This window comes from Litoreibacter ponti (genome assembly GCF_003054285.1).
In the GTDB taxonomy this organism is placed as follows: Bacteria; Pseudomonadota; Alphaproteobacteria; order Rhodobacterales; family Rhodobacteraceae; genus Litoreibacter; species Litoreibacter ponti.
Genome location: NZ_QBKS01000001.1, coordinates 2,340,971 through 2,365,320 on the forward strand (window position 1 = coordinate 2,340,971; position 24,350 = coordinate 2,365,320).

The following is a 24,350-nucleotide window of genomic DNA, read 5'->3' on the forward strand; positions in this document are numbered from 1 at the left end:
CCCTTATTCAAATGGCGAAACGAAATCGGCAAAGTCGATTGCCGCCGCGTCTTTCTCGGACAATATCGCCTGTTCCGCATCCAGTTGCCAGTCGATGTCAAGGCTCGGGCTCGCAAAGTGGACAGCCCCATCGCAGTCAGGTGCGTAGACATCCGAGCATTTGTAAAGCAGCTCGGAGTTTGGGGCCAAAGTCGCGAAGCCATGCAGGAAACCCTTGGGAACGAAAAGTTGCTTTCCATTCTCCGCGCTCAGCTCTTCTGCCACCCACCTTCCGTAGGTCGGTGAGCTTTTGCGGATATCAACCGCGACGTCGAGAACGGCCCCCGCACCGCAACGCACAAGTTTGTCCTGAGCGTGGGGTGGTGACTGGAAATGCAGGCCGCGCACGGTCCCGACCGGCACGGAGAGCGAATGGTTATCCTGGACGAAATCCGCAACGATACCCAATTTTTCCAGTGTTTTCTTGTTCCATACTTCGGAGAAATAGCCGCGCTCGTCGCCAAACCGCTTGGGCGTCAGAACCACGACGCCATCCAACTGCGTTTCCTGAACATGCACTGTTGATCTCTCCTCGATCTATCGCCGCGACCTGTAGCAGGGGCAGTCTCCACTGTCACCTAGCCTCCGCGCCTTGGCGCTGTTCGCCCCGTCGGATTGCGATCGGATTGTTCCGTTCAAATTTAACGATTTCCTGCGGCGTAGCATCATCCGTATCGCTCCGAAAACTCGGTCACAACCAACCTTACACAACATACTCATTCGGCTCGGACCAGATGCTTTGAGAAGGTCAGATGCACTGAGAAAATCCGCTTTGAAAGGGCTGTAAATCATGCATCCGGAGGGCTTCAGTCAACGCGAAAACGCGGTCCTTGAGCACAAGTAGATTTGAGTTTGCGCAAAAGGGAGACGGTTCAGCTAAGATCAGAGCGAGGACCTGTACTATCATGCGGCTAACTGAGAGTAATGTGCGGGCGAAAGTAGCCAAGTAAAACGAGCCGGTGCGCCGGGTTTGGAAATTTGATCGGGACGATTATCAGGAAAGGTCAACAGGTGGTCGACATCAAAAAAGTATCCTTGGCCCCGCCTCGCGAGAAGATTGAATTCACAGGCGAGCGCTGCACCCCTTGGATTACGACAGGTCTCTTGTCGGAACATCTCCACAGGTATCTTTCCGTTCTTGAGCTTGTGGAAGGAAAAACTGTCCTCGATATTGCCTGTGGCGAAGGGTACGGCGCAGCCTTGATGCGGAATGCAGGCGCTTCAAGCGTTCTGGGCATCGACATCGACCAAGAGATTATTGTCAGAGCCAATCGTATATACGGCAGAGAAGAGCTTTCCTTCGCCTGTGGGGATATTCGGGAAGACCTCAATATTCCGTCAAAGAAATTTGATGTAATCACTTGCTTTGAAACGATCGAGCATATCGATGCGCAAGACGCATTTATGGCTGAACTCGCGCGAGTCTTAGCCCCGGGAGGGACACTCATAATTTCCACACCAGACGCGAAGCGACCCGGTGCGGAGAACGAGAATAATCCTTTTCACGAAAAGGAGCTGAGCATCGAAGAGTTTCAGGATTTGGTAGGTCGACACTTTGCTTATTCGGAAATGAACTATCAACGCTTCGTGTGCGGGTCCGTCATGAGTGGCCCTGACGGCGCAATAACGCCAAATCAGAGTTTCTGGGAACGGAACGGCTTCCTCGCCTATGAGAATACTCGAGGTCTACAACACCAGAAATTCGCGATTATTTCAGCGTCGGATAGGCCCGTCAGTGCACTTTCGACGGGCCTTCTGCATGATGGTCATATTCTGGCAAGCCTTCGCACGGCTCTCCGCGCCGCAACAGAATGACGCCCGGGTACTTCGCAATATCTACGCTTTCATTTGTTCATACAGCTTTGCTTGAAGCTGCAAACCTGAAATAAAGCGTTCGATTGGTCGGTCTTCCAAAGGCGCACCTTGCTTGACCCTCGCCCTCAACCACAAAATACTCGTTGCCGCGCTAAACGCAAAATCGAAACTGGAAACCTGTCGTGAAAAGGTCTTACCGGCTTCAGAAAGTGTCGAAACAAGTTCTTCCTCATTGGCCCCGGTGTGAAGCGCGCAAGAGATGATGTCAGAATAGGCCGGGCCAGCACGCAAGATGTCTAAGTCAACAATCCGATCAGCCTTTCGGGCTGTCAGAATAAAATTTCCGTTCTGCATGTCGTTGTGTAACAGCCCGTCCTCGAGACCAAGATCGTAGTCGTCCAGATCTTGGGTAATTTGATCCAAAAAAGGATTCAGACCAGCCGCCTCCAATTTTGACACAAACTCTGATGGCAGTTCGTCGTGCCGTGGCGCGCTTAACTGTCCGAAGACACGTTGAAGCGGCCCTAGGATTTCATCATCCGCGAGCGAAAAATGCTGAAAAAGTTTTAGGGCCAGCCCCATCGGATCTTTAGCAGCCTTCGGCGTCACTCGCTTGGGAAAGTAGTCGCTCAGCAATCCCAAGAATGGGAATATCATATACGTCTCGCCGTCACTCTCTTTTTTCCGAAACGCGCCATCAATGCGTTCCGGCGAAACGATGACTGAATTGGACACGCGCTTGGTTAGAAATTGCCCCAGCTTCTCGACGTCACCATCTCCAAGCCGCACGAAAGCGCTGTTCTTGGGGATGCTTTTCAGAACTTTGGGACCTTTGCTGGTTGTGATCAAAGAAGATTGGTTCACCCCGCGAGATAGAGAAATTCCAGACTGATTGGCGTTGGTCCAATGCTGGAGCGGAAGCGATTGCGCGTATTTGTCAGTTGCAGAAATCAGAACCCGTTTTGAATTCTCCATTTCTCCAAAATAGGTCATGAACCGCTCGATTTTCACGGTCTTGAAGTGTTTTGCCAGACCGCGAATTATGAGCTCGATATCGTAGTTCTCGGTGGGATAACCTTTGCGGTTTGCAATCGAGGGCTCGTCTATATCCCACGGTGTTTCAATAAAGAGTGTCTCATTGGTCAAACTCGCCAGGTGCGCGATACTTTCGGGCAGAGTGCCGCCCTGATGAACAATCCAATGCAGAACTTCCATACACAGCACGACATCTGCGTTGTTGGTTTCAGGCGACAGGGCGTTCAAGCCAATTTTCTCAACAGAAATTGGCAACTTGTGAGAACTTACAACATCCGAGAAAAACTCGGTGAATTCCGGCATAACATCCACAGATTGGATCTTCGAAGCGCCGAGGCTGTGGGCGAAAAGTGAGAGAGCCCCCGAGTTGCAACCGATATCAAGAACGGACTTTCCTTGGAATGTCTCTTCAGTCCATCCAGTCTCAATCAGGCGAACAAAGGTGCTGTCGTTTTCTGGCTGCAGCGTCTTCGGATCGTACCGCTCATATCTGCACGCAATGTCGGGCACCGAGTCATACATTGTCATTTCTTGTCCCATAACCTCTTGTTAGAGCGTCGTTCAAATCCAAGTCTGCCAATTCTCAAGCTTGTCTTGGATGCAACACCGCGCGGATTCAGCTTATTTCCCAAAACACTAACGTGTCAGAAAGTTCGTCGAACTGGAGACACGTTCACGCCAATAGTTCAACAGATCAGTCATCGTTTGCTCAAATCCGATTTCCGGCTTCCAGCCAGTGTGCGCTTCAAACTTTGCTGTGTTGGGAACCTGCAAATCCGCATCGATTGGCCGTAATCGGTCCGGATCTGTTTCAACTTTGATGTCCTTTACCGTCGACATAGCCAAGAGGGCGTCCAACATCTCACGAACAGAGCAGGTGTAGGTTCCCCCGATATTGTAGTACTCGCCTGGGATCGGATCCTTTGTCACCAGCAGATAGTAGGCTCTAACCGCATCACGTACGTCGGCCCACGTTCGCAAGCTATCGAGATTACCTGTCTTCAAGACAGGCGGAATTCGCCCAGCCTCAATCAGCGCGATCTGTTTGGCGAATGTCGACTCTGCGAACACGTCTCCACGCCGGGGGCCGGTATGCGTAAACATCCGTGTCGTCATGACCTTCATACCGTAGGCTTCGCCATAGTAGCGTCCGACCAAATCGGTGCCGACCTTCGAGATCGCGTACGGAGAGGCCGGATGGAACGTGCATTCCTCGTCGATTGGGAGCTTCTCCTTTGGCACGCGGCCAAAGACCTCCGAAGACGCACAAACATGAATGACCGGGTCCATTTCCTGTTGGCGAATGGCCTCAAGGAGACGGTTGGTCCCTTGAATGTTGGTGTCCATGGTATCCAGAGGGGCATCAAAGCTCGTGCGCGGGAAGCTTTGAGCCGCAAGATGGAAGACATAGTCAGGCTGAGAGACTTTCACCGCCTGATACAGTGAAAGCTCATCCCTAAGGTCTGCATATTGCAGAAAGACACGATCCTTGTCGTTGATGCGAGGCAAAAGATGATTGAGGTTATCCATCGGGCTGCGCCAGCGCGCGACACCCCAGATATCCCAGTCAGTGTTTTCTAGAAGGAAGTCGGTCAGGTGAGAGCCCACCATTCCCGTAATACCAGTGATCAAGGCGCGTTTTGTCATGGTCTCTCTGTTTTCATTTGGGCCTCTGCATACAGCCAATGCAGGGTATCCTCCATAGAGTATTTACGAGCGTAGCCGAGTGAGCGGATCAGGGAGTTGTCCCCTCTTTGATAGAGGATGTCCCGCGCACGAATGAAATCGGGGTTGATCCGGATTTCTGGCCTGTGAGCCGATATCTCGCCCAACATATCCAAGATGGTCTGTATCGATACGACCTCTGCATTCGCGAAGTTTATCAGGGGCGGTGGAGCGTCCGCGGCGAGAACGGCCTCCATCATCGCGCAAAAATCGCGCACATCAATGAAGTCGCGCTCGACGCCCAAATTGCCGAGTTCGATAATTTCGGACTTGGCCACAAAGTTTCGGATCAACTTTGGAAGTAAGAACGTCTCCGCTTGGCCCACGCCGATGATGCTGAATGGGCGGATGATCACTGTGTCCACATCCCCGGCCATCATGGCACAGTAATGCTCCGCTAGGAGCTTGGCGCAAGAATAGTGATTAAGCGGTAGTGGCCGATCCGTTTCAGACAACGGGTTCTGAGGTGCTGCACCATACACGTTCGCGGTCGAGACGAAGTACAGCCGTCCCGAAAAGGCGCTTTCGCTCAGCGCCTCAAGCAGGTTTAGATGACCTTGAGCGTTGATCCTGTAGAGATCCTCGGTCGCAGATCCGGTATGGGACAAGGCCGCGAAGTTCAGCACAATCTCCGGTGAAGTCTCGTCGATCAATGCGCGCAAGCTGGCTTTGTCCGTAAGGTCCCACGTCTTGCGCTGAGGAATACTCAGGTCATACTTGTCACGTAAATACGCCTGCATCCATTGGCCCAGAAACCCGCTTGCCCCGAGAAAAAGCGCCTTCTTCATGTAACTGACCTCACCACGTCCGCCAGGTTTCCGCCTTCGAACAACACACCCCGGATGCCTGCTGCTTCGGCAGCCTGCACATCGCTGGCGTTGTCTCCGATCATGATCGAGCGATCTTGGATCACCGCGTAGTGCTCGATTAGGTCAAGCAACATTCCAGGCTGTGGCTTCCGCCAAGGATGAGGCCCCGTGAATTCGGGCACGACCCCATCGACATGATAGGGACAGAAGCGAAAATCGGAAATCCGACCACCTATGTCGCAAACTTGGTCTTCAATCCAGCTGTGCAGGCGTTCTACGTCGTCTACGCCGTAAAATCCGCGCGCGACGCCCGCCTGATTCGTGACAACGAACACATGCATTCTCATCTGCGTGGCCCACAGAATGGCCTCTTGGGCACCATTGATCCACTCGAAGTCTTCGATGCGGTGCAAGTAATTAATGTCCTTATTGATGACACCGTCGCGATCAAGGAACAAAGCCGACCTAGCCATGGCATCTGGAACAACTTTCCCTGCGCGATCCAAATCGTCGGGAATCCCGATGTCGATGAATACCTCGTCAAACGACTTCGCTGTTACAAGATTCTGATCGACCAAGTTGGGGAAAACGTCGTTCTCCAGTGAAACAAATCCTTTCCCGATATCTTGGAGAATGCGCTTGTGAAGCAAATAGATACCGCCGTTGATGTCTGCGGCCCCGGCGCCTTCCCTCGGTCTCGCCGAGAAAGAACTCACCCTCGCGCCGTCGCAAAGCACAACCCCATATCGGCCGGGATCACTGACCCGCCGCAGGGCTATACACGCCACAGGGTCTTCTTTTTCGATGTCCAAACCAAGCATCGCAAGCGGAACGTCGAAGAACGTATCGCCGTTAAGTAGAAAGAAGCGATCGGACAGGTGATCCTTTGCGAACCGGAGTGCTCCCGCGGTGCCCAGCGGCTCCGGCTCGATAAGAACGTCGACCTCGCAGCGCGGGATTTTCGTTTCTGCAAAATGCGCTTCAATCTGTTCGCCAAGATAACCGGCGATCACGGTGACCCGTCTCATCCCTTCGCAAACAAGATGACGAACAAGATGCTCCAGAAAAGGGCGGCCAGCCACATTCATCATTGGTTTTGGGGTCGCGTCTGTCAGTTTGCCCAGACGCGTCCCCCTGCCGCCCGCAAGAATGACGGCGTGACGTATCACATCAGTTCCTGTTCGACGATTTCGCACATCATGTGGCCAACGGCGATATGCATTTCCTGAATGCGCGCAGTGTGGTCCGCGGGCACACGGATGCAGGTATCGCAGGCATCAGCCATTGCGCCTCCCGTGCTACCGGTCAAGCCAACGGCGTATATTCCCATCTCTCGGGCCGTCGCCATGGCCAGCATGATGTTCTCGCTATTGCCGCTCGTCGACAACCCCACCAAAACGTCTTCCGTTTGGCCCAAACCGCGTAGCTGGCGATCGAAAATCTGCGCATACCCGTAGTCATTTCCGATTGCAGTCAACGTCGACGTATTCGTAGTCAAAGCGATGGAGGAAAGAGGCCGGCGGTCATGCAAGAAGCGACCCTGAAGCTCTGCGGCCAAATGCTGCGCGTCTGCGGCCGAGCCGCCATTCCCACAAAAATATACACACCCCCCGCGCCGCATGCGCGCGACGATCTCCAGAGAAACCTTCTGAATCTGCTCCGCATTGGCGGTCAGTTTTTCGTAGTTCTGTGCAGTTTCCCGAAAACGCTCGCGAATAACAGTTTCATAATCCATAGAGGAGAAGCCCTAATTGTTGAATGAGACGGGCTGCGGAAGCCGCCAAGATTCGGCGCCGGTTGACACCATGTGGCACCCGGAAACCTGACATCCAGCCTCCGACAGCGTCGACATCACGCGACCCCGGTTCATAGGATCCACCAAGAAGAACATGAAACCACCGCCGCCAGCTCCTGATATTTTTCCCGCCATGGCACCTGCAGAGATTGCACTGTCATAAAGGCCATTCAATTGCGCATTTGAGATCAGGTCAGACGTGCGCTTTTTCGCCTCCCAACTATGCTGTAGTATCGAGGCCATTGATCTCAGATCGCCGGTCAGCAGAGTATTTTTCATATCCAGGGCGTCCGCACGGAGTTGATGCATCGCTTCAAGTGACTTCGAAGCATCTTTGGTAGCCGCCTTGGCCTGATGGGAGATGATTTTTGCCGACGACCGGCTGATACCTGAGAAGGCAAGGACCAGGGACGACTCCAATTCGTTCCATATCTGACGCGACACTCTCAGGGGATTCACGATGACCTGATTCTTCGCGCCGAACTCCATGTAGTTCACGCCACCAAAAGTAGCCGCAAACTGGTCTTGCCGACCGCCATCCAGCGCTGCGACCTCTCTCTCGACATGGAATGCCAAATGCGCGACGTCGTATTCACCTAAAGGAACCGACAACGCTTCTCTTAAGGCTTCGATGATCGCAACGACCAACGCCGATGATGACCCAAGTCCGGAGCCCATCGGACTGTCGACATGCGTCGTAATCTCAAGCGGGAGCGCTTTTCCGTCTCGGTATTTTTCCATCATGACACGATAGGCAGCGCGATGAAGAACCAAACCTTCATTCACCGATGGTAGCTCGGTGTCGGGCATAACCTCACTCTCGTCTAGGTCCAAAGACCTGAACGAAACACCTTCACCCTTTTTGCGGCTGGCTATCGAAGCATAAGCATACCTGCCGATCGTCACGTTCAAGACTGCGCCGCCGTAGGTGTCACAATAAGGCGAGACATCTGTGCCGCCTCCGGCAAGTCCAAGACGCAACGGCGCACGGGCGCGGCAGACAAATGTCATTTAGGTTTCTCCATCCGGCGAGTGTCTTCGCCGCGCTTCGATCAGCACCGTTCCCGTGAGCGCACAATCAGGCAGCGCAAACCGATCAGTTCGGACGTCCCAATGCTCCGAGGCCTTGAGTGCAAAAACGATCTCCGAAATTGCTTCAGCGTCGGCAATGACCCTTTCTGCATGAGTTTCACGCTTCGGAGTACAAGCCAGCTTCAATTCAGAAACCCCCAACGGGAGCGTCATAAGAATATCTGAGATGCTCGTGGCCGTTTGATTACTCAGTTCGAGCTCAACCACTACACATCCTGCTGTTTCCAGCTCCGAGAGTGCGCCTTTTTCGCTCAGGGCTTTTTCAAGAACCGGGCACTCCCCCTGAACAAATATCTGGGTGGGTGCTTTCTGCCAATCATGCAATGAAGATCCCGCATCTGGGAAGCTGGAGATCAACGCCTGTGCCAGCACACGTTCGGCCACGTCGGAGCCGTCAGGTCCGGAACGCAAGCTTTTCGGTCTGTCCCAGCTATCGAAACGCCTCGTTTCTCGCATGCCGGATATAGGACAGGTGCCCCGGAACGGGACGACATCAGCTTTTGCGAATAGCTCAAACAATTGTCTACGAATTGCGCGCGGCGCAAAGTTTCGGTCCACAAACTTCAGACCTGCCTGAGACAAGGCTTTCCAAGCCTTGTCGTCCTTTATCAGATTTTTTACGGCGTCGATCGTGGCCGAAGCTCCGTCCGCTATGAGTATCTCTTTGCCGTCTTCCAGCCCCATGCCTTCGGCCGCGATAGTCGTGGCAATACATGGAACACCAGCAGCAAGCGACGAGCCGATTTTCCCTTTGATACCTGCGCCATATTTCAGCGGCGCAATCGTTGCGATCCGTTGTGCCAAGAAACCATCAAGGTCCTCAACAAAGCCCTCAACGATCACGTTTGCCCCTTCAAGCTCCAAAATCTCCGCAGGCGGGTGTGACCCAACGATGTGAAATATGAGATCGGGGCAAGCTTCGTGCAGGTCTGGCCAGATTTCTTCGATGAAGCTGACCACCGCATCCACATTCGGGGTGTGTTGGTACCCCCCTACAAAAGCGATGCCCGTGCGACCTTTGCGAGGCGCAACATCTCTTTGGCTTTCCAGAACAAGTGGGATGACACTCAGCGACGCCGTATGACCCAATTTCTGGAGCACCTCTCGTTCGGCTTGCGAGAGAATTATCGTGGCATTCGTCGTTTCGATCAGCCCAAGCTCCATGCGTCTGACCTCGTTTGCATGTGCCAACTCTTCGGGGCGCGATCCACCTAACTTGGCCTCGCGTTCCATCCGCAGGAAATGCAAATCGACAGTATCGAAAATGATCGGTGTCTTGGGGTAAAGACGCTGGATCGATCTCGCAAAATGCCCTCCCGCCGAGACCCGATAAAGAAAGAAGAGATCAAACCGGTGGCCATAGTTGCGAATATACGTCTCCAGATTGGTGACGTAGGGCATGTAGAGAAGTTCAATGCCTTCATCCTGCAAAGCTTGGCTGTAGTGGCCATCCCGCAGAAGGTTTTGGGCAACGAAGGTGACATCGTAGCCAAGTTGCACCAATAGCTTCATAAACCAAACGCTGGTGACCGATCCTGCGTCGTGATCCGGCCGAGGCGTGACAGCATCGATTATCAAAATGCGCGGGCGCAGATTTTCGCCCAGCTCCCTCGGGTCTTCTTGTTGAGCGGGCAAGTGACGCTCTAGGGCAAATTCCCACTTCTCCCGCAACTTCTGCTGATTGACGACTTGGTAGGACTTGATGCCTGATTGTACTGACCGCCCCAAGGATATGCCTTCGAAATGGACGATCGCGGAACTCGGGTTCACTAGCACGCGGTAGCCGTGCTGACGCAGCGCCATCGCCAGATCGCTGTCTTCGCAATAGGCGGGAACATAACGCTCATCGAATCCGCCCAAACGGTCCCACGCCGTCCGTCGGACCATGATGCCTGCACCGGACACGTAGTCAACATCGCGAAGGGTATTGTAACCAGGCTCGCTTGCGTCAGAATAACGGCCGATATTCGCACCACCACCATCGCGCCAGATCATACCGCCCGACTCTTGCAAAAGCCCATTGGGATAGACCAATTTCGACCCGACCAGCCCGGCCTCGGGAATACGGTCCATCGTGTCCATCAGTCGGTCGATCCAACCCGGAAGGACGGCGGTATCATTGTTCAAGAAATAAACAAACGGAGCTTTGGACTGCGCAGCAGCCGCATTGCAATTGCGCAAGAAGCCCAAGTTCTCGGGGTTGCGGAAGTAGGTCAGCCCGGGCAGCGACCCGAAAAACTGCTCCGTCTCATCCGTCGAGCCGTCGTCAGCAATAATGATCTCGATGGGCGTTTGCTCCTTGGCTTTCAAAATCGACCAAACGCAACGCAACGTGTAGTTGAACTGATCAAAGACAGGGATAACGACGCAAACCTGCGGCGTCGCAGTGCGCGCCTCAGAGAAGGCAGATCGGACGTCGTCACGCACAAAATCCCATGATGCGAAGTCGTCTAGCCAAGGTGGCGAAGGCTGACGGATGCGCCCTTCGTCCAACCCGTGTCTCAAATAATGATCCAGAGGCGTTCTGGAGTAGGCATCAACGCCTGGGTTTCTCGCATGATAAAAACGATGACTGAAATCAGGCACGAGAGTTATATGAGGCTCCCGACCATTTAACGCGTAATGCTCCAAAGCGCCGGAAGTAGATCCGCCCCCCATATATGCGTCCGCATATGTTCGCGGATTGAAGTATGGGTTTGGACGGAGACCTCTGTTCTCCCCCTCCCGTAAGTAGTGCGTCAGACATCCGACCAGAGTGTCCTCTTCACATCCTGAGTGCGCTGCGTAGTAGGCGGCATCGAAGAGCGGCGAGCAACTAGCCCTGAGACCCAGATCTTTGGTCAGCAATGCTTCCAGCATTGTACGACCATCGGCTTCCGACAAACCGTGAGGACCAGAGCCAGAAATTCGGTCAAATTCAACAAGCGGATGCACCGGAAGCGCGGTCCATCCCGCCGCGAGATATTGCTCCAGAGCTGAGCTGCCTTCGGGGACCTCGATCTGTCGGGCGACGAACGCAGGCAAGAACAGCAGGTTTGGTCTGATCGCATCTCGATCTTGCAGATCAAGGAATGCCTCCAGGATATCGTAGCTCGTCTTTTCAGATCCCAAGCCCAATTGATCAGCAACAAACGAGACATCGAAAATCGGACTTGGGTTCACGCGAGAGCCCGAACTTGAAAGCGCATCCAGTGGATCGCTGTCAGAGCCTTCAAGTTGGCTGGCAATATATTTCAGATCAATCAGCGGATGCGGGTTGCGCAACTCCGCCCGACCATGCGCTTTGAAGTGCTTCTGAGGGTCGATGCCCGCTTCGTGGACATCCTGATTTTGCGCGAGGTAGAAGCTCCTATCAAATATCATGGTTCATCGCCAAATTCTTTGGGGTTTCAGTCTCATCAAGTGATGTCGAACGCAACCGAGGATAAAGTACCCGTTGGTCTCCGAAATACTGCAGCCTGACACATGTGGTAGGCTCTTATGGCGGTAGCTATCAGGCAAACACGCACGAACTTCAACCCTTTGTTAAGAGACTTCGCGACCAGCGAAATCAGATCTCTTCCAGTCTTTATGTTTCTGGGTCAACGACTTACACCTACCCAACAAGATGTTTGACATTGAAGGTAAACCCACAGGCATTTCGACCTTCGGCAATCGAGGTAACAAACTCTTAATGGAAAAAGCGTGCCTGCCCTCATCCAGCATGCCTTCCGTTCAGACATGTCCGCGCGAACTTTATTCACCGTTCGCTGCGTACTCCGCCGCGCGCTCGCCGGCCCAGCGGCCCGTCGCGAGGCAGGCAGTAATCAGGTATCCGCCGGTTGGCGCCTCCCAATCCAGCATCTCCCCTGCGGCAAAGACGCCGGATCGTGATTTCAACATCAGATTTTCATCGAGCGCCGCCGCCCTGAGGCCCCCGGCGGTCGAAATGGCCTCGTCCATCGGCCGCGGGCCAGTGTGTCTGATCTCCAACCCTTTGACGACCTCCGCCGCTGCGGCAGGCAAGGGCCGTGCAAACTCCTGCAGGAGCGCCAGTTTCAGCGGATCCAGCTTCAGCACCTTGCGTAAGTGGTTCGACATGCTTGCCTTGCCGCGAGGGCGATTCAGCCGCGCTTCGACCTCTGCCACGCTCAGGTCTGGCACCAGGTCGATAATCAAAGGCGCGCCGTCCCGCACCGAAGCCGACACAGCGTAAACGCCGCCGCCTTCAATCCCGCGGGCCGAGACGATCGCTTCGCCACGGTGCGACTTGCCCTCCGTGACGAAGGCCACATTCTTCAAAGGCGTTCCGAAGTGGCGTTCCATGTGGGATGACCATGGGACTTCGAACCCCATGTTGGTGGGCTGGAATTGGGCCAAGTCACTCGCTGGAAACCGCGACACCCATGCGCCGTCCGAGCCAAGCCGTCGCCACGACGCGCCGCCCATCGCCAGCACCGTCACTGTATCCGGCGTCGTGCCGTCCCAAACGGTGCGTGTCTCGATCTCACCCCCGAGTTGATCAAGCCGCGCCAACCATGCGCGCAGCAAGGGCGAGGCTTTCATCGCAACCGGAAAAACCCGCCCGCTTGAGCCGGTGAATACGTCTTGCCCCAATTCCTGTGCCCAGGCCACGACCGCGGCGGGACCAAATGACGACACCATCGGATGTATCCAGTCCGGCAGGTGCTGCAGGAATTCCTCCAACGGTTTGTCCATGGTCAGGTTCAGCCCCGACTTGCCCGCCATCAGGAACTTGCGCCCGACGCTTGGCTTCTGATCTATCAGGCGCACGCGCAGCCCGGCCTTCGCCATCACCTCAGCGGCCATCAGCCCCGCCGGACCGCCCCCCACGACCAAGGCTGTGCTCACTTCGGCATCTCGCCTTTGAACTCCACAACGCGGTGCGGATAGGGGATCTTGATCCCGTTTTCCTTCAACGTGTTCCAGATAATAAACAACACGTCGTTCTCATACTTGTGCCGCCCGTCGTCGATCCCGTTCACCCAGAACTCCACCGCGAAGTCGATGCCGCTGTCGCCGAAGCCGCGCAGCTCGCAATCCGCCGGGTACGGCTCTTCCAGAATGTCCGGGTGTTTCTGCACTGCCGCTTCGATCAGTGGCGGCACAAGGTTGATATCGGTGTCATAGCTGACCGAGAACGCCGCCTCGTAACGGTTGGCCGATCCCTGGTCGGAATAGTTCGTCACCCGCGTGACGATGAAATCTTCGTTCGGCACCACGATCCAGCGCCCATCGAACGTCTCCAGAATGATCGCGCGGGCGGTCATCTTGACGATCGTGCCCGCCTCGCCCCCGTCGAGCTCCACGTAGTCGCCCACTGTCGCTTGGCCCTCGAGCAGCAGGATCACGCCGGAGATGAAGTTCGATGCGATCTTCTGCAGGCCAAAGCCCAGACCCACGCCAATCGCACCGCCCAGCACCGCCAGGGTCGAAAGGTTGACCCCCATGATGTTCATCAGCAGAAGGAACGCGGTGCCGAAGATCACGATCTCTGCCGTCTTAACGGCCAGTTGCCGCGTCGCCGGGCGCAGCTCTTCCTGCTTGGTGATCATCGCGGCGCTCTGGTCGTTCGACCAACGGCCCAGCCAGAACAGCAGCGAGCCCGCGATCAGCCCGCGCACCAGCGCCATCAACGAGAAGGAGATGTTGCCGACCGTGACCCGGAACTCCGTCAGGTAGACCGACGCCGCATCCAGCAACCCCACCGCATAGAGCGCGGCAATCGGGATCAGGACGAACTTGCCCAACAACTTCAGGAACGGGTCCGTCAGGATATCGCGCACCAGAATGCGCGCCGCCAGGAACAGGAACACTCGCTTGCCAAAGGCAATCACCGCGCCGCTGTCAAACAGCGACCGGACGATCTGCTCACCCACCGCCGTAAAGGCATAGGCCAGCACTGGCAGCAACAACGGCAGGAATTGCAGAACGAAGCGGCGCGCGGTGGCGAAAATGTTCTCTGCACCCGGCGCGGGCGTCAAAAGCCCGCGAAACGCGCGGCTCAGGCGGCGGTTGACCAGCAGCGCCAGAAAATAGGCCGCGATCAGCAAAGCGAATTGCGACCAAGCCGCCGGGCTCGTGGCCCAGCGCGTCGCAATTTCTATCGCGGGCTCCGCGTAGCCCATGATCTGCTCGACAAATGGATAATTCTCCATGGTCGTGGCCCCCAATAGCCCTATTCCTCTTGAGCATCCTCAGTAGTCCGAGGCCGCGGCCAAAGGAAGTCTTTTGCATGGATGAGCTGCCGATCTGCCCTCTCTGCCTGCGCCCGATCCCGCCCGGGGCGAAGCTGAGCCTGCACCACCTGATCCCGAAGCTCAAAGGTGGCAAGGGTGGTCCTGTCGTGCTGCTTCATCAGATTTGCCACAACGAGGTTCACGCCACCCTGACCGAGGCCGACCTCGCCCGCGACTACAACACCCTTGAAGCGCTGCGCGCGCATCCCCGGTTGGCGAAGTTCGTCAGTTGGGTTTCAAAACGCCCGCCGGATTTCCATTCCGTCACCCCCGGAGCGCGGCCCGGAAACAGGAAGAAACGGAAGGGTTGAGGAGCCAACCCCAGCGGGCAAACTTAATCGTCGCGCGACCAGGGTTTCTCCATCACCCGCTCAAAGGTCGGATTATCGAGATAAGACGCGATAAGCCGGTCCATCGCTGCCCGGGTCAATCTGCTATGGTCGCGGGAGTAACCAAGGCTGGCAACAAAGCTCCAATGCGAATGCATCATGGAGACAAAGAGGAAGGACAGTTCCTCGCATGCGGCGCTGTCGAGCTCTGGATGCGCAATAGCCAATTCATGGATCATGACCTGACCCAATACGTTGTACTGGCTGCACATCCGGTCCTTCAAAGCCTGCGACCCGACCGAGTACGCCACCAGTGAATCGTAGACCTCCAGATTGCGCGGCATCGGATGCCCTTCGGCCAAATCGAAGAAGAAGTCCAAAAAGAACTTGAGCCGTTCGACTTCCCCGATATTCACAATGCCCGCGACCAGACTGTCGCGATAGCCGGCGGCGAGAAAATCGCACAGCTCGACGATCAATGCGTCAAGATCAGAGAAGTAATACCGGACCAATTGGCGAGACAAATCCGCCTCGGCGGCAACGTTTTCAAACGACAGCGCCTGCACGCCGTGATGCTTCAAGAGATCTGAGGCGGCGTTCAGAATTTGGATTTTTTTATCAGACTTCGACTCGTTATTTGGCACAGCTTCCGGTCCCGTTCGCACATGCGCTAGCGGTGAAACGCAGGTGCCTTCGTTGCGCACAGTATAATGAATGGAATCCGAATTCGCGCAAGAGGACAGGTTTTGAAGTAGATCGACCCGCTAAGCTAGGTTTTCCTGTCGCCGCCTCAGCATGATCTGCCAATGGTTCGACAGATGCTGATAGTGTTTTCCATAACGTCTGTTAATCGTAGTTACGCAAGGGTTTTTCCACCTCGCGGCTCGTGCACTGGCAAAATTATTTAAGTCCCGATTAATCCAACAGCGCCTTTATCCCAGCTACATGCCTTGGATCAGCGGCCATGGCGGCCTCCGCAAGGCTGCGCGCGGCCTTGAGCGGATCATCGGATAAGCGGTCGACGAGGCCCCATTCCTCGGCCTGCATCGCATCGATCTTTTCGCCCGCCATTAATATCATCTTCGCCCGCGAGACCCCCACCAGCGCGGCCAGGCGCCCCGGATCAGAGGGTTGCGGCAGGAAACCCAGCTTCATAACGGGGTAAAAGAAATTCGCCCCTGGCACAGATACCCGCAGGTCGCAGGCCAGCACCATTCCCATCGCTCCACCCGCAACGGTCCCGTTCAGCGCCGCGATGGACAGGCCCGGGAAGTTTGCAATTGCCCGCGACAGACGCTCCCAGATCGGATCGACCGCAAGGCCCTGCTTGGCCGCCTCGAGATCTGCGCCTGCGCTGAAAACCTTGCCTTCACCGGTCAGAATGATCGTCTGCGCCTTTCCGGCGGCGTCCTCTACAGTCAGCGCGAGATCGCGCAGCATCCGACGGGTGAGGGAGTTCGCCTTTTCGGGGCGGTTTATCTTGATAATCCACAGAGCATCTTCGCGGCTCACCTCGATCATGCTCCAAGGCCCACGCGGGCGCGGATGCCCTCGTCGCGAAGCGAGATCTCTTCGCCGCAAAACTCATCCGCGTCCGACCCGCACATCCAAAGCAGCGCCTTCGCAGGCCAGTCGGCGGGAATATGGACGGACGGGTCAAGCTGGCTGACCGGGTTGATCCCGCTTTCCTTGATTACGACCTGCATCTCGGTGGCCACCGTCCCCGGGCTGAGCCCCATGGCCCGGATGCGGTCGCCGTGTTCCTTGTGAATACAGCGTGTCAGCATCGCAGCGCCAGCCTTGGACGCACAATAGGCGCTCCACCCTTCAAGCGGATTGGACGCCGCCCCGGAGCTGATATTCAGGATCGAGCCGCCGTCGCGCATATCGTCCAGCACGGCACGGGTCCCATAGTAGATGCCCTTAAGGTTGATATCGATCAGCTTCGACCATGCGTCAGGGTCCGTTTCTTCCAGCCGTGCGATGGGTTCGATGACACCCGCGTTGTTGACCAGAATGTCGATACTGCCGAAAGCCTGCTTCGCCCGCGCTAACGTGTTGGTCCAGTCGTCCCAGATCGCAACATCCATAGGGCAGGCTAGCGCAGCGTCGCCGATTTCCGCGGCCAGCGAGGCAATATCGTCGCCACTGCGGGCGATCAGCACGACATTCGCACCCGCTTGCGCGAACACGCGCGCGGTGTCGGCACCGATCCCGCGGCTTGCGCCCGTGATAAGCGCGGTCTTTCCAGTCAGATCAACCATGATACCTCCCCTTCATTTCTCGCCGCACTCTGGCCTGTCCTTTTGCCCGGTTGCAAGCCCGCGCCTTGCAGTGGCCGGTGCTTCGGACTACCTGCTAGCGACACGCCCAAGCCGGAGCCACCCCATGTCCCAAGACCTCGCAGCCCTTACCGACCGCATGCTGAGTGCCGCCGCGCGCGCGGGTGCCGATGCCGCGGACGCTTTGGCGCTGGATGGCACCTCGGTCTCTATAGATGTCCTGCAAGGCAAGCTCGAACATGCCGAGCGGTCGGAAGGTGTCGATATCGGTCTTCGGGTTCTGATCGGTCAGCGACAGGCAGTCGTTTCGTCCTCGCTCTTTGACGATGCCACGTTGCAAACCATGGCCGAGCGGGCCGTCGCGATGGCGAAAGAGGCCCCTGAGGATCCCAATATCGGCCTCGCAGACGCGTCCCAATTGGCCCAAAACACGTCCGCGGAAGCGCTGGAGCTTTTCGACCCGACGCCAGAGCCTGCGGCGGCCACCTTGGAAGAAGATGCAAAGCGCGCGGAAGCCGCGGCGCTGGCCGTGGACGGCATCAGCCAGGTTCAGGCCGCTTCGGCAGGCTACGGGCAAAGCCGCATTCATCTCGCGACCAGCAATGGGTTCTCGGCCGGGTATCAGCGTTCAAGCCGCAGCGTCTCCTGCGTCGCCATCACCGGCGAGGGAACCGGTATGGAGCGCGACTATTATGGCGACAGCCGGATTTTTCAGGCTGATCTCGAAAGCCCGGAGCACATTGGACGCACCGCGGCAGAGCGCACGTTGGAGCGCGCTGGGGCGCGGCGCCCCAAGACCGGGGCCTATCCGGTCCTGTTCGACGAGCGTGTCGCTGGGGCGCTGATCGGGCATTTGCTGGTGGCCGCCAACGGGTCCATGATTGCGCGGGGCTCCAGCTGGCTGATGGGCAAGCTTGGCGAGCAGATCCTTCCGGACACCCTCAGCATCACCGAGAACCCCCACCGGGCGCGCGTATCCAGGTCGAAGCCATTTGACGGTGAAGGGCTGGCGACAGCGCCAAGAGACATCGTCAAGGACGGTGTGCTGCAAGGCTGGACCCTTGATCTGGCCAATGCGCGCAAACTCGATATGTCCAGCACTGCATCGGCCGCCCGCGGCACCAGTGGCCCGCCGAGCCCCGCGATCTCCAACATCGCATTGACCCAAGGCAGTCAAAGCAAGGAACAGCTGATGGCCGAGATGGGCACGGGTCTGCTTGTGACGTCGATGATCGGCTCGACGATAAATCCAAATACCGGCGATTATTCGCGAGGGGCGTCGGGTATCTGGGTCGAGAATGGCGCGCCGCAATATGCAGTGAATGAATGTACCGTCGCGGGTAACCTGCTGGAGATGCTGCACCACATCACGCCGGCCAACGACGCGCGCACGCACCTGTCCCGGGTCGTGCCCAGCCTGCTGGTCGAAGGGCTGACCCTTGCCGGCGACTGAAGACCTGGACCTTTTGATAGACGCGGCCCGCGAAAGTGGTGACATCGCACGGCGTTTCTTCAAGTCCGACCCGGAGGTCTGGGACAAGGATGACGGCGCGGGACCGGTCACCGAAGCCGATTTGGCCATCGACAAGATGCTGAGGTCTGAGCTGTTGTCGGCCCGGGCCACCTATGGCTGGCTGTCGGAAGAAACCGAAGATGATGCGGCGCGGCTTGACCATGAGCGGGTCTTTATCGTTGATCCCATCGACGGCACCCGCGCCTTCATCGCGGGAGAGCGGCATTTCTCGCATTCGCTGGCGATTGCCGAAAAAGGTCGCGTCACTGCCGCGGCCGTCTACCTGCCGATGATGGATCTGATGTTTGCCGCGCACGAAGGCGCTCCGGCGACGTTGAACGGCGAGATGATTTCGCCGACAGAGACGACAGCGCTGGACGGCGCAACGGTGCTCGCCGCCAAGTCGAATTTCAATGACACGCATTGGCAGGGCGGCACGCCCCCGATGCTGCGCAAATTTCGGCCGTCGCTGGCGTACCGTCTGTGCCTTGTGGCCCAAGGGCGATACGACGCCATGCTGACCCTGCGCGACTGCTGGGAATGGGACATTGCTGCGGGTGATCTGATCGTGCGGCAAGCGGGCGGACGGGTGACGGACCGCCTGGGCGCGCCGCTTCGGTTCAACAATCCGCACCCGAAGACCAAAGGCTGCCATGCGGCGGGTGAGGCCATGCACGGAGCGCTGCAGGCCCGGTTGAAACCCGCCCCCTGAGATATGCCCTGTTGCGCGCAGGATGCTTGGCCTAGAGTGCCGCCAAACCACACCAATACCGGAGCCGAACCCATGACCCAGCGCCTGCATCTTGTCTTTGGTGGCGAGCTTGTCGATCCGACGAAAAACGCTTTCAAGAACGTCGAGGACATCCATATCGTCGGAATGTTCCCCGACTATGCCTCTGCCTACGATGCCTGGAAGTCAGAGGCCCAGAGGACCGTGGATAACGCCCACATGCGCTATTTTATTGCCCATATTCACCGTCTCCGCGACGAAGAGGCCGCCGCCTCCTCGACCGAGGAACTGGGCAACTAGTTCACTCGGCATGGCCTTTTCGCCCATCCTGTCGCTCTATCTCAGGGTCTCTCGATTTCTGGGGCCGGTCGCCGAGCGGAAGCTCGCGACCCGGCTGGCGCAGGGCAAGGAAGACCCTGACAGAATTGACGAGCGCAAGGGCGTGGCCTCGAGCCCGCGGCCTATGGGTGAGCTTGTCTGGTTTCATGCCGCCTCTGTTGGGGAGGCCTTGTCACTACTTGATCTGATCGAAAGCCTGATCGACGAGAGACCCGATCTCAATGTGCTGATCACGACCGGAACGCGCAGCTCGTCGGAAATTCTGAAGGCGAGGCTCCCGGACCAAACGGTGCATCAATTCGTGCCCGTCGATGCCCTGCCCTTCGTGCAACGCTTTCTCGATCACTGGAAGCCCGACATCGCGATCTGGACCGAAAGCGAGTTCTGGCCCGCGCTGATTGTCGAGACACACCGGCGCGGGATCACGATGTTGTCGCTGAACACCCGCATGTCGAATGCATCCTATCGGAAGTGGCGCTGGCTGCGCGGCGCCGCGCGGGCGATGCTGGACCGGTTCGAGCTGTTTCTGGCCCAGGACGAGGTCTCGTCGCAGCATCTTCAGCGCCTTGGTGTTTCGCGTGACAAGGTGAGGGTGAACGGCTCGCTGAAGGACGGTGGCGGACCGCTGCCCTGTGACGACGAGCTGCGCCAGAAGGTCGCCACGGCGTTGGAGACGCGCCCCGTTTGGCTCGCCGCCTCGACGCATCCCGGCGAGGACGAGATGGCGCAGGAAGCCCACCGGATCGCGCGCCGCGCCGCGCCGCGCCTTTTGTTGATTATCGCCCCGCGCCACCCGGAACGCGCGCCCCAGATTGCGCAGATGCTGCGCGACAAGGGATGGCGGGTCGGGGTGCGCTCTGAGGGTCAGGACCCGGATGCCGTCATGGATATCTACCTTGCCGACACGCTTGGCGAGATGGGGCTTTGGTATCGGATCGCGCCTCTCAGCTTTCTTGGGGGGTCACTCGTCGAAATCGGCGGTCACAACCCCTATGAGCCCGCTACGCTGGGCTCCGCGATCATTCACGGGCCGCATATCGAGAACGCCAAGGATATCTATGAGCGGCTGGGGGAGGCCGGGGCCGCACGCAAGGTCTATGACGCACGCAGCCTCGGCGAGGCGGTCATCAATCTGATCGAGCCGCACAAATCCGCCGAAATGGCCCACGCCGCGTGGGAAGTCAGCTCCCAAGGCGCGCGTGCGGCAGAGGTCGCTTTGCAAGAGATTACTGCGGTGCTGGATCGCGCCACGGAGAAGGCCTAATGCAGCCACCACTCTTTTGGCACCGTCCCCCGGGCTTGGCCGCAACCCTGTTATCCCCGCTCGGCGCGCTCTACGCCGCAGGCACGGCGCGACGTTTGGCCAGGGGCACGCCGGAGCGGCTGCCGGTGCCGGTAGTTTGCGTGGGAAACATCAATGCGGGCGGGACGGGCAAGACGCCGACCGTCATCGCCATTGTGCAAAAGCTCATAGGGATGGGTCGTGAACCACACGTGGTCTCGCGGGGATATGGCGGCTCAGTCGATAAGCCGACCCGGGTCGATGAACGCCGCCACGGGGCGGATGCCGTGGGCGATGAGCCATTGCTGCTGGCAGGCTTCGCGCCCGTCTGGGTCTCGCCCGACCGCGCCGCAGCCGCGCGCCTTGCGGTCGACGACGGGGCGGATGTAATCGTGCTGGACGACGGGTTCCAGAACCCTTCCCTCATACAGGATTTGAAGCTGGTCGTCGTCGACGCGGCCAAGGGCTTTGGCAACGGGAAGGTTCTGCCGGCGGGGCCATTACGCGAGCCAATCCATGTCGGGCTCGCGCGGGCCGACTTGCTGGTCAGTCTCGGACCGCCCAAGGCTCAGGCTCATTTTCTGGATACATGGGGCGCGCCGCCCTGCCCACATCTCAAGGGTCATCTGGAGCCGTTGAAAACGGGGATGGAGTGGAAAGGCGCGCGCGTCTTTCCCTTCGCGGGCATCGGCCACCCGGAAAAATTCTTCGCGACACTCAAATCGCTGGGCGCGGAGGTCATCAAGTCAGAGGCTCTCGCCGACCATCAACCGCTTTCGCAGGCGTTGATGATCCGGCTCGAAGGCGAGGCGATGGCTCTTCGCGCGCAGTTGGTAACAACGGAAAAGGACGCGACCCGATTGCCCGACAGCTTTAGGGCCAAGGTTCTGACCGTGCCCGTGCGGCTGCAGTTCGAAAACAGCTCAGCGCTGGATATCGCGCTGAGCCGCCTTTTCGATTAAAGCTCCGCGTCAAGCAGGCGCTGGAAATCGGCGTAGCTCATATTGGAATGGGTCGTGCCGTTGATCACAAAAGACGGGGTCGACTGAATACCGTCTTGCTGTGCGTTCTTCTGGTAGAAAGCAGTCAGCGCCTGTGCCTTCTCGCCGTCGGTCAGGCACGCCTCAATCGTGGCATCATCCAGACCAGCCTGCTTTCCGAACTTGCGAAGGTTGTTCGCGATCGTCGACGGGTCACCTTGGGTCCAGGTCTGCTGGTTCTCGTAAATCAGATCGACGATGCCAAAGTAGCGATCTCCGCCGCCGCAACGCGCGACCATGCCGGCCCACAGGCCGTAGCGGTCAAAATAGACCTCGCGGAAGATGAACTTCACCTTGCCGGTGTCAATGTAGTCCTTCTTGATCTGCTTGAAGGCGTTCTCGTGGAAGGTCCGGCAATGTGGGCATGTGAAGGACGCGTATTCGATCACGGTTACCGGCGCATCAGCATCGCCCAAAAACGGGTCCATGACCCCCGATGTATCGATATCTGCCGCGGCGGTTTGCGCGTTCACGGCGGTGACGCCGGGCACGGCGTTCGAGCTGTTGCCCATGACAAAAAATGCGCCGAGGCCTATTGCCACCACGCCCACAATTGCGATCAAAAGGTTACGGTTCATCTGCTTGATACCCCTTCTCAGGTCTTGATTTTTCGGGCCATGACATTCTGACCCAATTGTTCCAATGCGCGGCGCAGGCCGTCGCTTTCCACGTCGCGGGCCAGCGCGGTGCTGGCTTCTACTATCTCGGGTGTTGGTTCGGGTTTCGCTTTGGGCGTGGTCTCAAAGGCGGCTTGGCCTTCGCGGAATCCTGTGGGCGCGGTTTGCGTCACGCGCACCCGGCTGATCGCCGAATACCCGTAACACGCGTTCACCTTCTCGCGGATTTGCGGCAACATCTGCTGGATCAGTGGCGCAGTCGAGCCAGTACAGAGCACGGTCAGCGTCGCCCCGAAGCCTTCGCGCCCGTAGCCCACATCGACGGGACGGGCCATTTGGGCGACATCCTCGCCCACAATCTCGGTCCAGTGGGTGAGTAGACGCATCACGGCGAAGCCACGCTTCTCCCCGGCGCGGCGGATTTGCGGCTCGAGGAAGCCAGACATCGACGCAAACCCCTTGCGGCCGCGGCGCGGCCCGCCCGGCTTGGTCGCAGAGAATGTCGCTGGCTTGCGAGTCACAGTGTTTCCCCTAAGTTGCATCGGAACTTAACCTCTCATGACTTGGGTGTCAGAGAAAAGCGGAATGTCGGAGGTATAAACTTTGCGTGAGACCGCGTCCTCGGACGAGCTTTTGGCGTGGTACGACCGTCACGCGCGGGAGATGCCATGGCGGGTCTCGCCTGCCGACCGCGCTGCCGGGATCACGCCGGACCCCTACCGCATCTGGCTGAGCGAGGTCATGTTGCAGCAGACGACCGTGGCCGCGGTGAAAGAATACTTCGTGAAATTCACCACGATCTGGCCGACGGTGAACGATCTCGCCCGCGCCCAAGACGCTGATGTGATGGCGGCGTGGGCCGGGCTTGGATACTACGCCCGTGCCCGAAACCTGTTAAAATGCGCCCGCGTCGTCGCGTCCGAGCACAACGGCATTTTCCCCAAGACGCGGGTGGGGTTGCAGGCGTTGCCGGGGATCGGGCCCTATACGTCCGCGGCCATCGCCTCCATCGCGTATGATCTGCCAGAGACAGTGCTGGACGGAAACGTCGAACGGGTCATGGCCCGCCTCCACGCTGTGGAAACGCCCTTGCCCACCGCGAAGCCAGAATTGATTGCGTTGGCTGAACAACACACCCCCCAGACACGCGCGGGCGATTACGCCCAGGCAGTGATGGATTTGGGGGCCACAATCTGCACGCCCAAAAGCCCTGCTTGTGGCATTTGTCCATGGCGCGATCCCTGCGCCGGGCGCGCCAGCGGCATCGCGCCGGAACTGCCGCGAAAACTGCCCAAGAAGGCAAAACCCATCCGGCGCGGTTTTGCCTATGTGCTGCGTAACTCGGGCGGCGATTGGTTGCTGGAAACTCGGCCCGACAAGGGTCTGCTGGGCGGCATGTTGGGCTGGCCCGGCTCCGACTGGTCAGACGCGCCCGATCCTGCAGCACCGGTGCAAGTGGAATGGAATGAGGTCGGTGCAGAAGTACGACACACCTTCACCCATTTCCACCTGATCCTCGACGTCTTCTGCGCGACGAGCGATGTGCCGCCCGCACGTGGATTTTTCGTCTCTGCCCGCGATTTTCGCCCCTCGGACCTGCCGACGGTCATGCGCAAGGTGCATGACGTAGCGAAACATCGCTTCGAGTGAATTGAGACGTTAATCTTTT

General features: G+C 57.8%; 23 protein-coding genes. 8 read left to right on the plus strand and 15 right to left on the minus strand.

Annotated features, from left to right (window positions below):
- Nucleotides 1-3: 3 nt before the first annotated feature.
- Nucleotides 4-558 carry a dTDP-4-dehydrorhamnose 3,5-epimerase gene (gene rfbC, locus C8N43_RS11885; RefSeq protein ID WP_107845805.1) on the minus strand — a complete coding sequence of 185 codons (555 nt, stop codon included), beginning with the start codon at nucleotides 556-558 and terminating at the stop codon, nucleotides 4-6.
- 492 nt (nucleotides 559-1,050) lie between these two features.
- Here rfbC and C8N43_RS11890 point away from each other — a divergent pair, with 492 nt between their 5' ends.
- On the plus strand, nucleotides 1,051-1,854 hold the full coding sequence (locus tag C8N43_RS11890; protein ID WP_158269972.1) for a class I SAM-dependent methyltransferase: 804 nt from the start codon (nucleotides 1,051-1,053) through the stop codon (nucleotides 1,852-1,854).
- Nucleotides 1,855-1,875: 21 nt separating this feature from the next.
- Here C8N43_RS11890 and C8N43_RS11895 read toward each other — a convergent pair whose 3' ends face one another.
- From C8N43_RS11895 to C8N43_RS11935, 9 genes are all read right to left on the minus strand, one after another.
- Nucleotides 1,876-3,417, minus strand: coding sequence for a methyltransferase domain-containing protein (locus C8N43_RS11895; protein ID WP_158269973.1), 1,542 nt, complete (start codon nucleotides 3,415-3,417; stop codon nucleotides 1,876-1,878).
- 108 nt (nucleotides 3,418-3,525) lie between these two features.
- Nucleotides 3,526-4,536, minus strand: coding sequence for a GDP-mannose 4,6-dehydratase (locus C8N43_RS11900; RefSeq protein WP_107845808.1), 1,011 nt, complete (start codon nucleotides 4,534-4,536; stop codon nucleotides 3,526-3,528).
- On the minus strand, nucleotides 4,533-5,402 hold the full coding sequence (locus tag C8N43_RS11905) for an NAD-dependent epimerase/dehydratase family protein (RefSeq protein WP_107845809.1): 870 nt from the start codon (nucleotides 5,400-5,402) through the stop codon (nucleotides 4,533-4,535). The genes C8N43_RS11900 and C8N43_RS11905 overlap by 4 nt, the downstream gene beginning before the upstream one ends.
- The gene (locus tag C8N43_RS11910; protein WP_146174212.1) at nucleotides 5,399-6,592 is read right to left on the minus strand and encodes an HAD-IIIA family hydrolase; all 1,194 of its coding nucleotides are present in this window, start codon (nucleotides 6,590-6,592) and stop codon (nucleotides 5,399-5,401) included. Before C8N43_RS11910 ends, C8N43_RS11905 begins: the two co-directional genes overlap by 4 nt.
- The gene (locus C8N43_RS11915; protein WP_107845811.1) at nucleotides 6,589-7,158 is read right to left on the minus strand and encodes a D-sedoheptulose-7-phosphate isomerase; all 570 of its coding nucleotides are present in this window, start codon (nucleotides 7,156-7,158) and stop codon (nucleotides 6,589-6,591) included. The genes C8N43_RS11910 and C8N43_RS11915 overlap by 4 nt, the downstream gene beginning before the upstream one ends.
- A gap of 12 nt (nucleotides 7,159-7,170) precedes the next feature.
- Nucleotides 7,171-8,229, minus strand: a complete 1,059-nt coding sequence (locus C8N43_RS11920; RefSeq protein WP_107845812.1) for a GHMP family kinase ATP-binding protein — start codon at nucleotides 8,227-8,229, stop codon at nucleotides 7,171-7,173.
- Nucleotides 8,230-11,673, minus strand: a complete 3,444-nt coding sequence (locus C8N43_RS11925) for a glycosyltransferase (RefSeq protein ID WP_107845813.1) — start codon at nucleotides 11,671-11,673, stop codon at nucleotides 8,230-8,232. It lies immediately after the preceding gene.
- Between the two features lie 372 nt (nucleotides 11,674-12,045).
- Nucleotides 12,046-13,161, minus strand: a complete 1,116-nt coding sequence (locus tag C8N43_RS11930; protein WP_107845814.1) for a TIGR03862 family flavoprotein — start codon at nucleotides 13,159-13,161, stop codon at nucleotides 12,046-12,048.
- The gene (locus tag C8N43_RS11935) at nucleotides 13,158-14,468 is read right to left on the minus strand and encodes a mechanosensitive ion channel family protein (protein ID WP_107845815.1); all 1,311 of its coding nucleotides are present in this window, start codon (nucleotides 14,466-14,468) and stop codon (nucleotides 13,158-13,160) included. Before C8N43_RS11935 ends, C8N43_RS11930 begins: the two co-directional genes overlap by 4 nt.
- Before the next feature lie 77 nt (nucleotides 14,469-14,545).
- On the opposite strand from C8N43_RS11935, the gene C8N43_RS11940 reads away from it, so the two are divergent.
- On the plus strand, nucleotides 14,546-14,860 hold the full coding sequence (locus tag C8N43_RS11940) for an HNH endonuclease (protein ID WP_107845816.1): 315 nt from the start codon (nucleotides 14,546-14,548) through the stop codon (nucleotides 14,858-14,860).
- A 23-nt stretch (nucleotides 14,861-14,883) separates the two neighbouring features.
- Here C8N43_RS11940 and C8N43_RS11945 read toward each other — a convergent pair whose 3' ends face one another.
- The 3 genes from C8N43_RS11945 to C8N43_RS11955 all read right to left on the minus strand — a co-directional run bounded on the left by C8N43_RS11945 (nucleotide 14,884) and on the right by C8N43_RS11955 (nucleotide 17,142).
- Nucleotides 14,884-15,522, minus strand: a complete 639-nt coding sequence (locus tag C8N43_RS11945) for a TetR/AcrR family transcriptional regulator (RefSeq protein ID WP_107845817.1) — start codon at nucleotides 15,520-15,522, stop codon at nucleotides 14,884-14,886.
- A gap of 271 nt (nucleotides 15,523-15,793) precedes the next feature.
- Nucleotides 15,794-16,399, minus strand: a complete 606-nt coding sequence (locus C8N43_RS11950) for an enoyl-CoA hydratase/isomerase family protein (RefSeq protein WP_107845818.1) — start codon at nucleotides 16,397-16,399, stop codon at nucleotides 15,794-15,796.
- A complete protein-coding gene (locus C8N43_RS11955; protein ID WP_107845819.1) occupies nucleotides 16,396-17,142 on the minus strand; it encodes an SDR family oxidoreductase in 747 nt (248 codons plus the stop codon). Before C8N43_RS11955 ends, C8N43_RS11950 begins: the two co-directional genes overlap by 4 nt.
- Nucleotides 17,143-17,266: 124 nt before the next feature.
- On the opposite strand from C8N43_RS11955, the gene C8N43_RS11960 reads away from it, so the two are divergent.
- From C8N43_RS11960 to lpxK, 5 genes are all read left to right on the plus strand, one after another.
- Nucleotides 17,267-18,613, plus strand: coding sequence for a TldD/PmbA family protein (locus tag C8N43_RS11960; protein ID WP_107845820.1), 1,347 nt, complete (start codon nucleotides 17,267-17,269; stop codon nucleotides 18,611-18,613).
- A complete protein-coding gene (locus tag C8N43_RS11965) occupies nucleotides 18,600-19,385 on the plus strand; it encodes a 3'(2'),5'-bisphosphate nucleotidase CysQ (RefSeq protein ID WP_107845821.1) in 786 nt (261 codons plus the stop codon). The genes C8N43_RS11960 and C8N43_RS11965 overlap by 14 nt, the downstream gene beginning before the upstream one ends.
- A 72-nt stretch (nucleotides 19,386-19,457) precedes the next feature.
- Entirely contained in the window at nucleotides 19,458-19,703 is a 246-nt protein-coding gene (locus tag C8N43_RS11970) for a DUF4170 domain-containing protein (protein ID WP_107845822.1), read from the plus strand.
- A 10-nt stretch (nucleotides 19,704-19,713) separates the two neighbouring features.
- A complete protein-coding gene (locus tag C8N43_RS11975; protein WP_107845823.1) occupies nucleotides 19,714-21,006 on the plus strand; it encodes a 3-deoxy-D-manno-octulosonic acid transferase in 1,293 nt (430 codons plus the stop codon).
- The gene (lpxK, locus tag C8N43_RS11980) at nucleotides 21,006-21,986 is read left to right on the plus strand and encodes a tetraacyldisaccharide 4'-kinase (protein WP_107845824.1); all 981 of its coding nucleotides are present in this window, start codon (nucleotides 21,006-21,008) and stop codon (nucleotides 21,984-21,986) included. Before C8N43_RS11975 ends, lpxK begins: the two co-directional genes overlap by 1 nt.
- On the opposite strand, the gene C8N43_RS11985 is transcribed toward lpxK, so the two are convergent.
- A complete protein-coding gene (locus C8N43_RS11985; protein ID WP_107845825.1) occupies nucleotides 21,983-22,642 on the minus strand; it encodes a thioredoxin domain-containing protein in 660 nt (219 codons plus the stop codon). The two genes, lpxK and C8N43_RS11985, sit on opposite strands and share 4 nt — an antisense overlap.
- Before the next feature lie 17 nt (nucleotides 22,643-22,659).
- On the minus strand, nucleotides 22,660-23,202 hold the full coding sequence (locus C8N43_RS11990; RefSeq protein WP_425437064.1) for a DUF721 domain-containing protein: 543 nt from the start codon (nucleotides 23,200-23,202) through the stop codon (nucleotides 22,660-22,662).
- A gap of 82 nt (nucleotides 23,203-23,284) precedes the next feature.
- Between C8N43_RS11990 and mutY the strand changes: the two genes are divergently transcribed.
- The gene (mutY, locus tag C8N43_RS11995) at nucleotides 23,285-24,331 is read left to right on the plus strand and encodes an A/G-specific adenine glycosylase (protein WP_107845827.1); all 1,047 of its coding nucleotides are present in this window, start codon (nucleotides 23,285-23,287) and stop codon (nucleotides 24,329-24,331) included.
- Nucleotides 24,332-24,350: the final 19 nt, after the last annotated feature.

Coding starts and splice junctions, on each gene's coding strand:
- C8N43_RS11920 (WP_107845812.1), bottom strand. CDS start 8,229: ATGACATTTGTCTGCCGCGCCCGTGCGCCGTTGCGTCTTGGACTTGCC.
- C8N43_RS11960 (WP_107845820.1), top strand. CDS start 17,267: ATGTCCCAAGACCTCGCAGCCCTTACCGACCGCATGCTGAGTGCCGCC.
- C8N43_RS11940 (WP_107845816.1), top strand. CDS start 14,546: ATGGATGAGCTGCCGATCTGCCCTCTCTGCCTGCGCCCGATCCCGCCC.
- C8N43_RS11915 (WP_107845811.1), bottom strand. CDS start 7,158: ATGGATTATGAAACTGTTATTCGCGAGCGTTTTCGGGAAACTGCACAG.
- C8N43_RS11950 (WP_107845818.1), bottom strand. CDS start 16,399: ATGATCGAGGTGAGCCGCGAAGATGCTCTGTGGATTATCAAGATAAAC.
- C8N43_RS11905 (WP_107845809.1), bottom strand. CDS start 5,402: ATGAAGAAGGCGCTTTTTCTCGGGGCAAGCGGGTTTCTGGGCCAATGG.
- lpxK (WP_107845824.1), top strand. CDS start 21,006: ATGCAGCCACCACTCTTTTGGCACCGTCCCCCGGGCTTGGCCGCAACC.
- C8N43_RS11985 (WP_107845825.1), bottom strand. CDS start 22,642: ATGAACCGTAACCTTTTGATCGCAATTGTGGGCGTGGTGGCAATAGGC.
- C8N43_RS11970 (WP_107845822.1), top strand. CDS start 19,458: ATGACCCAGCGCCTGCATCTTGTCTTTGGTGGCGAGCTTGTCGATCCG.
- C8N43_RS11975 (WP_107845823.1), top strand. CDS start 19,714: ATGGCCTTTTCGCCCATCCTGTCGCTCTATCTCAGGGTCTCTCGATTT.
- C8N43_RS11935 (WP_107845815.1), bottom strand. CDS start 14,468: ATGGAGAATTATCCATTTGTCGAGCAGATCATGGGCTACGCGGAGCCC.
- C8N43_RS11895 (WP_158269973.1), bottom strand. CDS start 3,417: ATGACAATGTATGACTCGGTGCCCGACATTGCGTGCAGATATGAGCGG.
- C8N43_RS11955 (WP_107845819.1), bottom strand. CDS start 17,142: ATGGTTGATCTGACTGGAAAGACCGCGCTTATCACGGGCGCAAGCCGC.
- C8N43_RS11925 (WP_107845813.1), bottom strand. CDS start 11,673: ATGATATTTGATAGGAGCTTCTACCTCGCGCAAAATCAGGATGTCCAC.
- C8N43_RS11900 (WP_107845808.1), bottom strand. CDS start 4,536: ATGACAAAACGCGCCTTGATCACTGGTATTACGGGAATGGTGGGCTCT.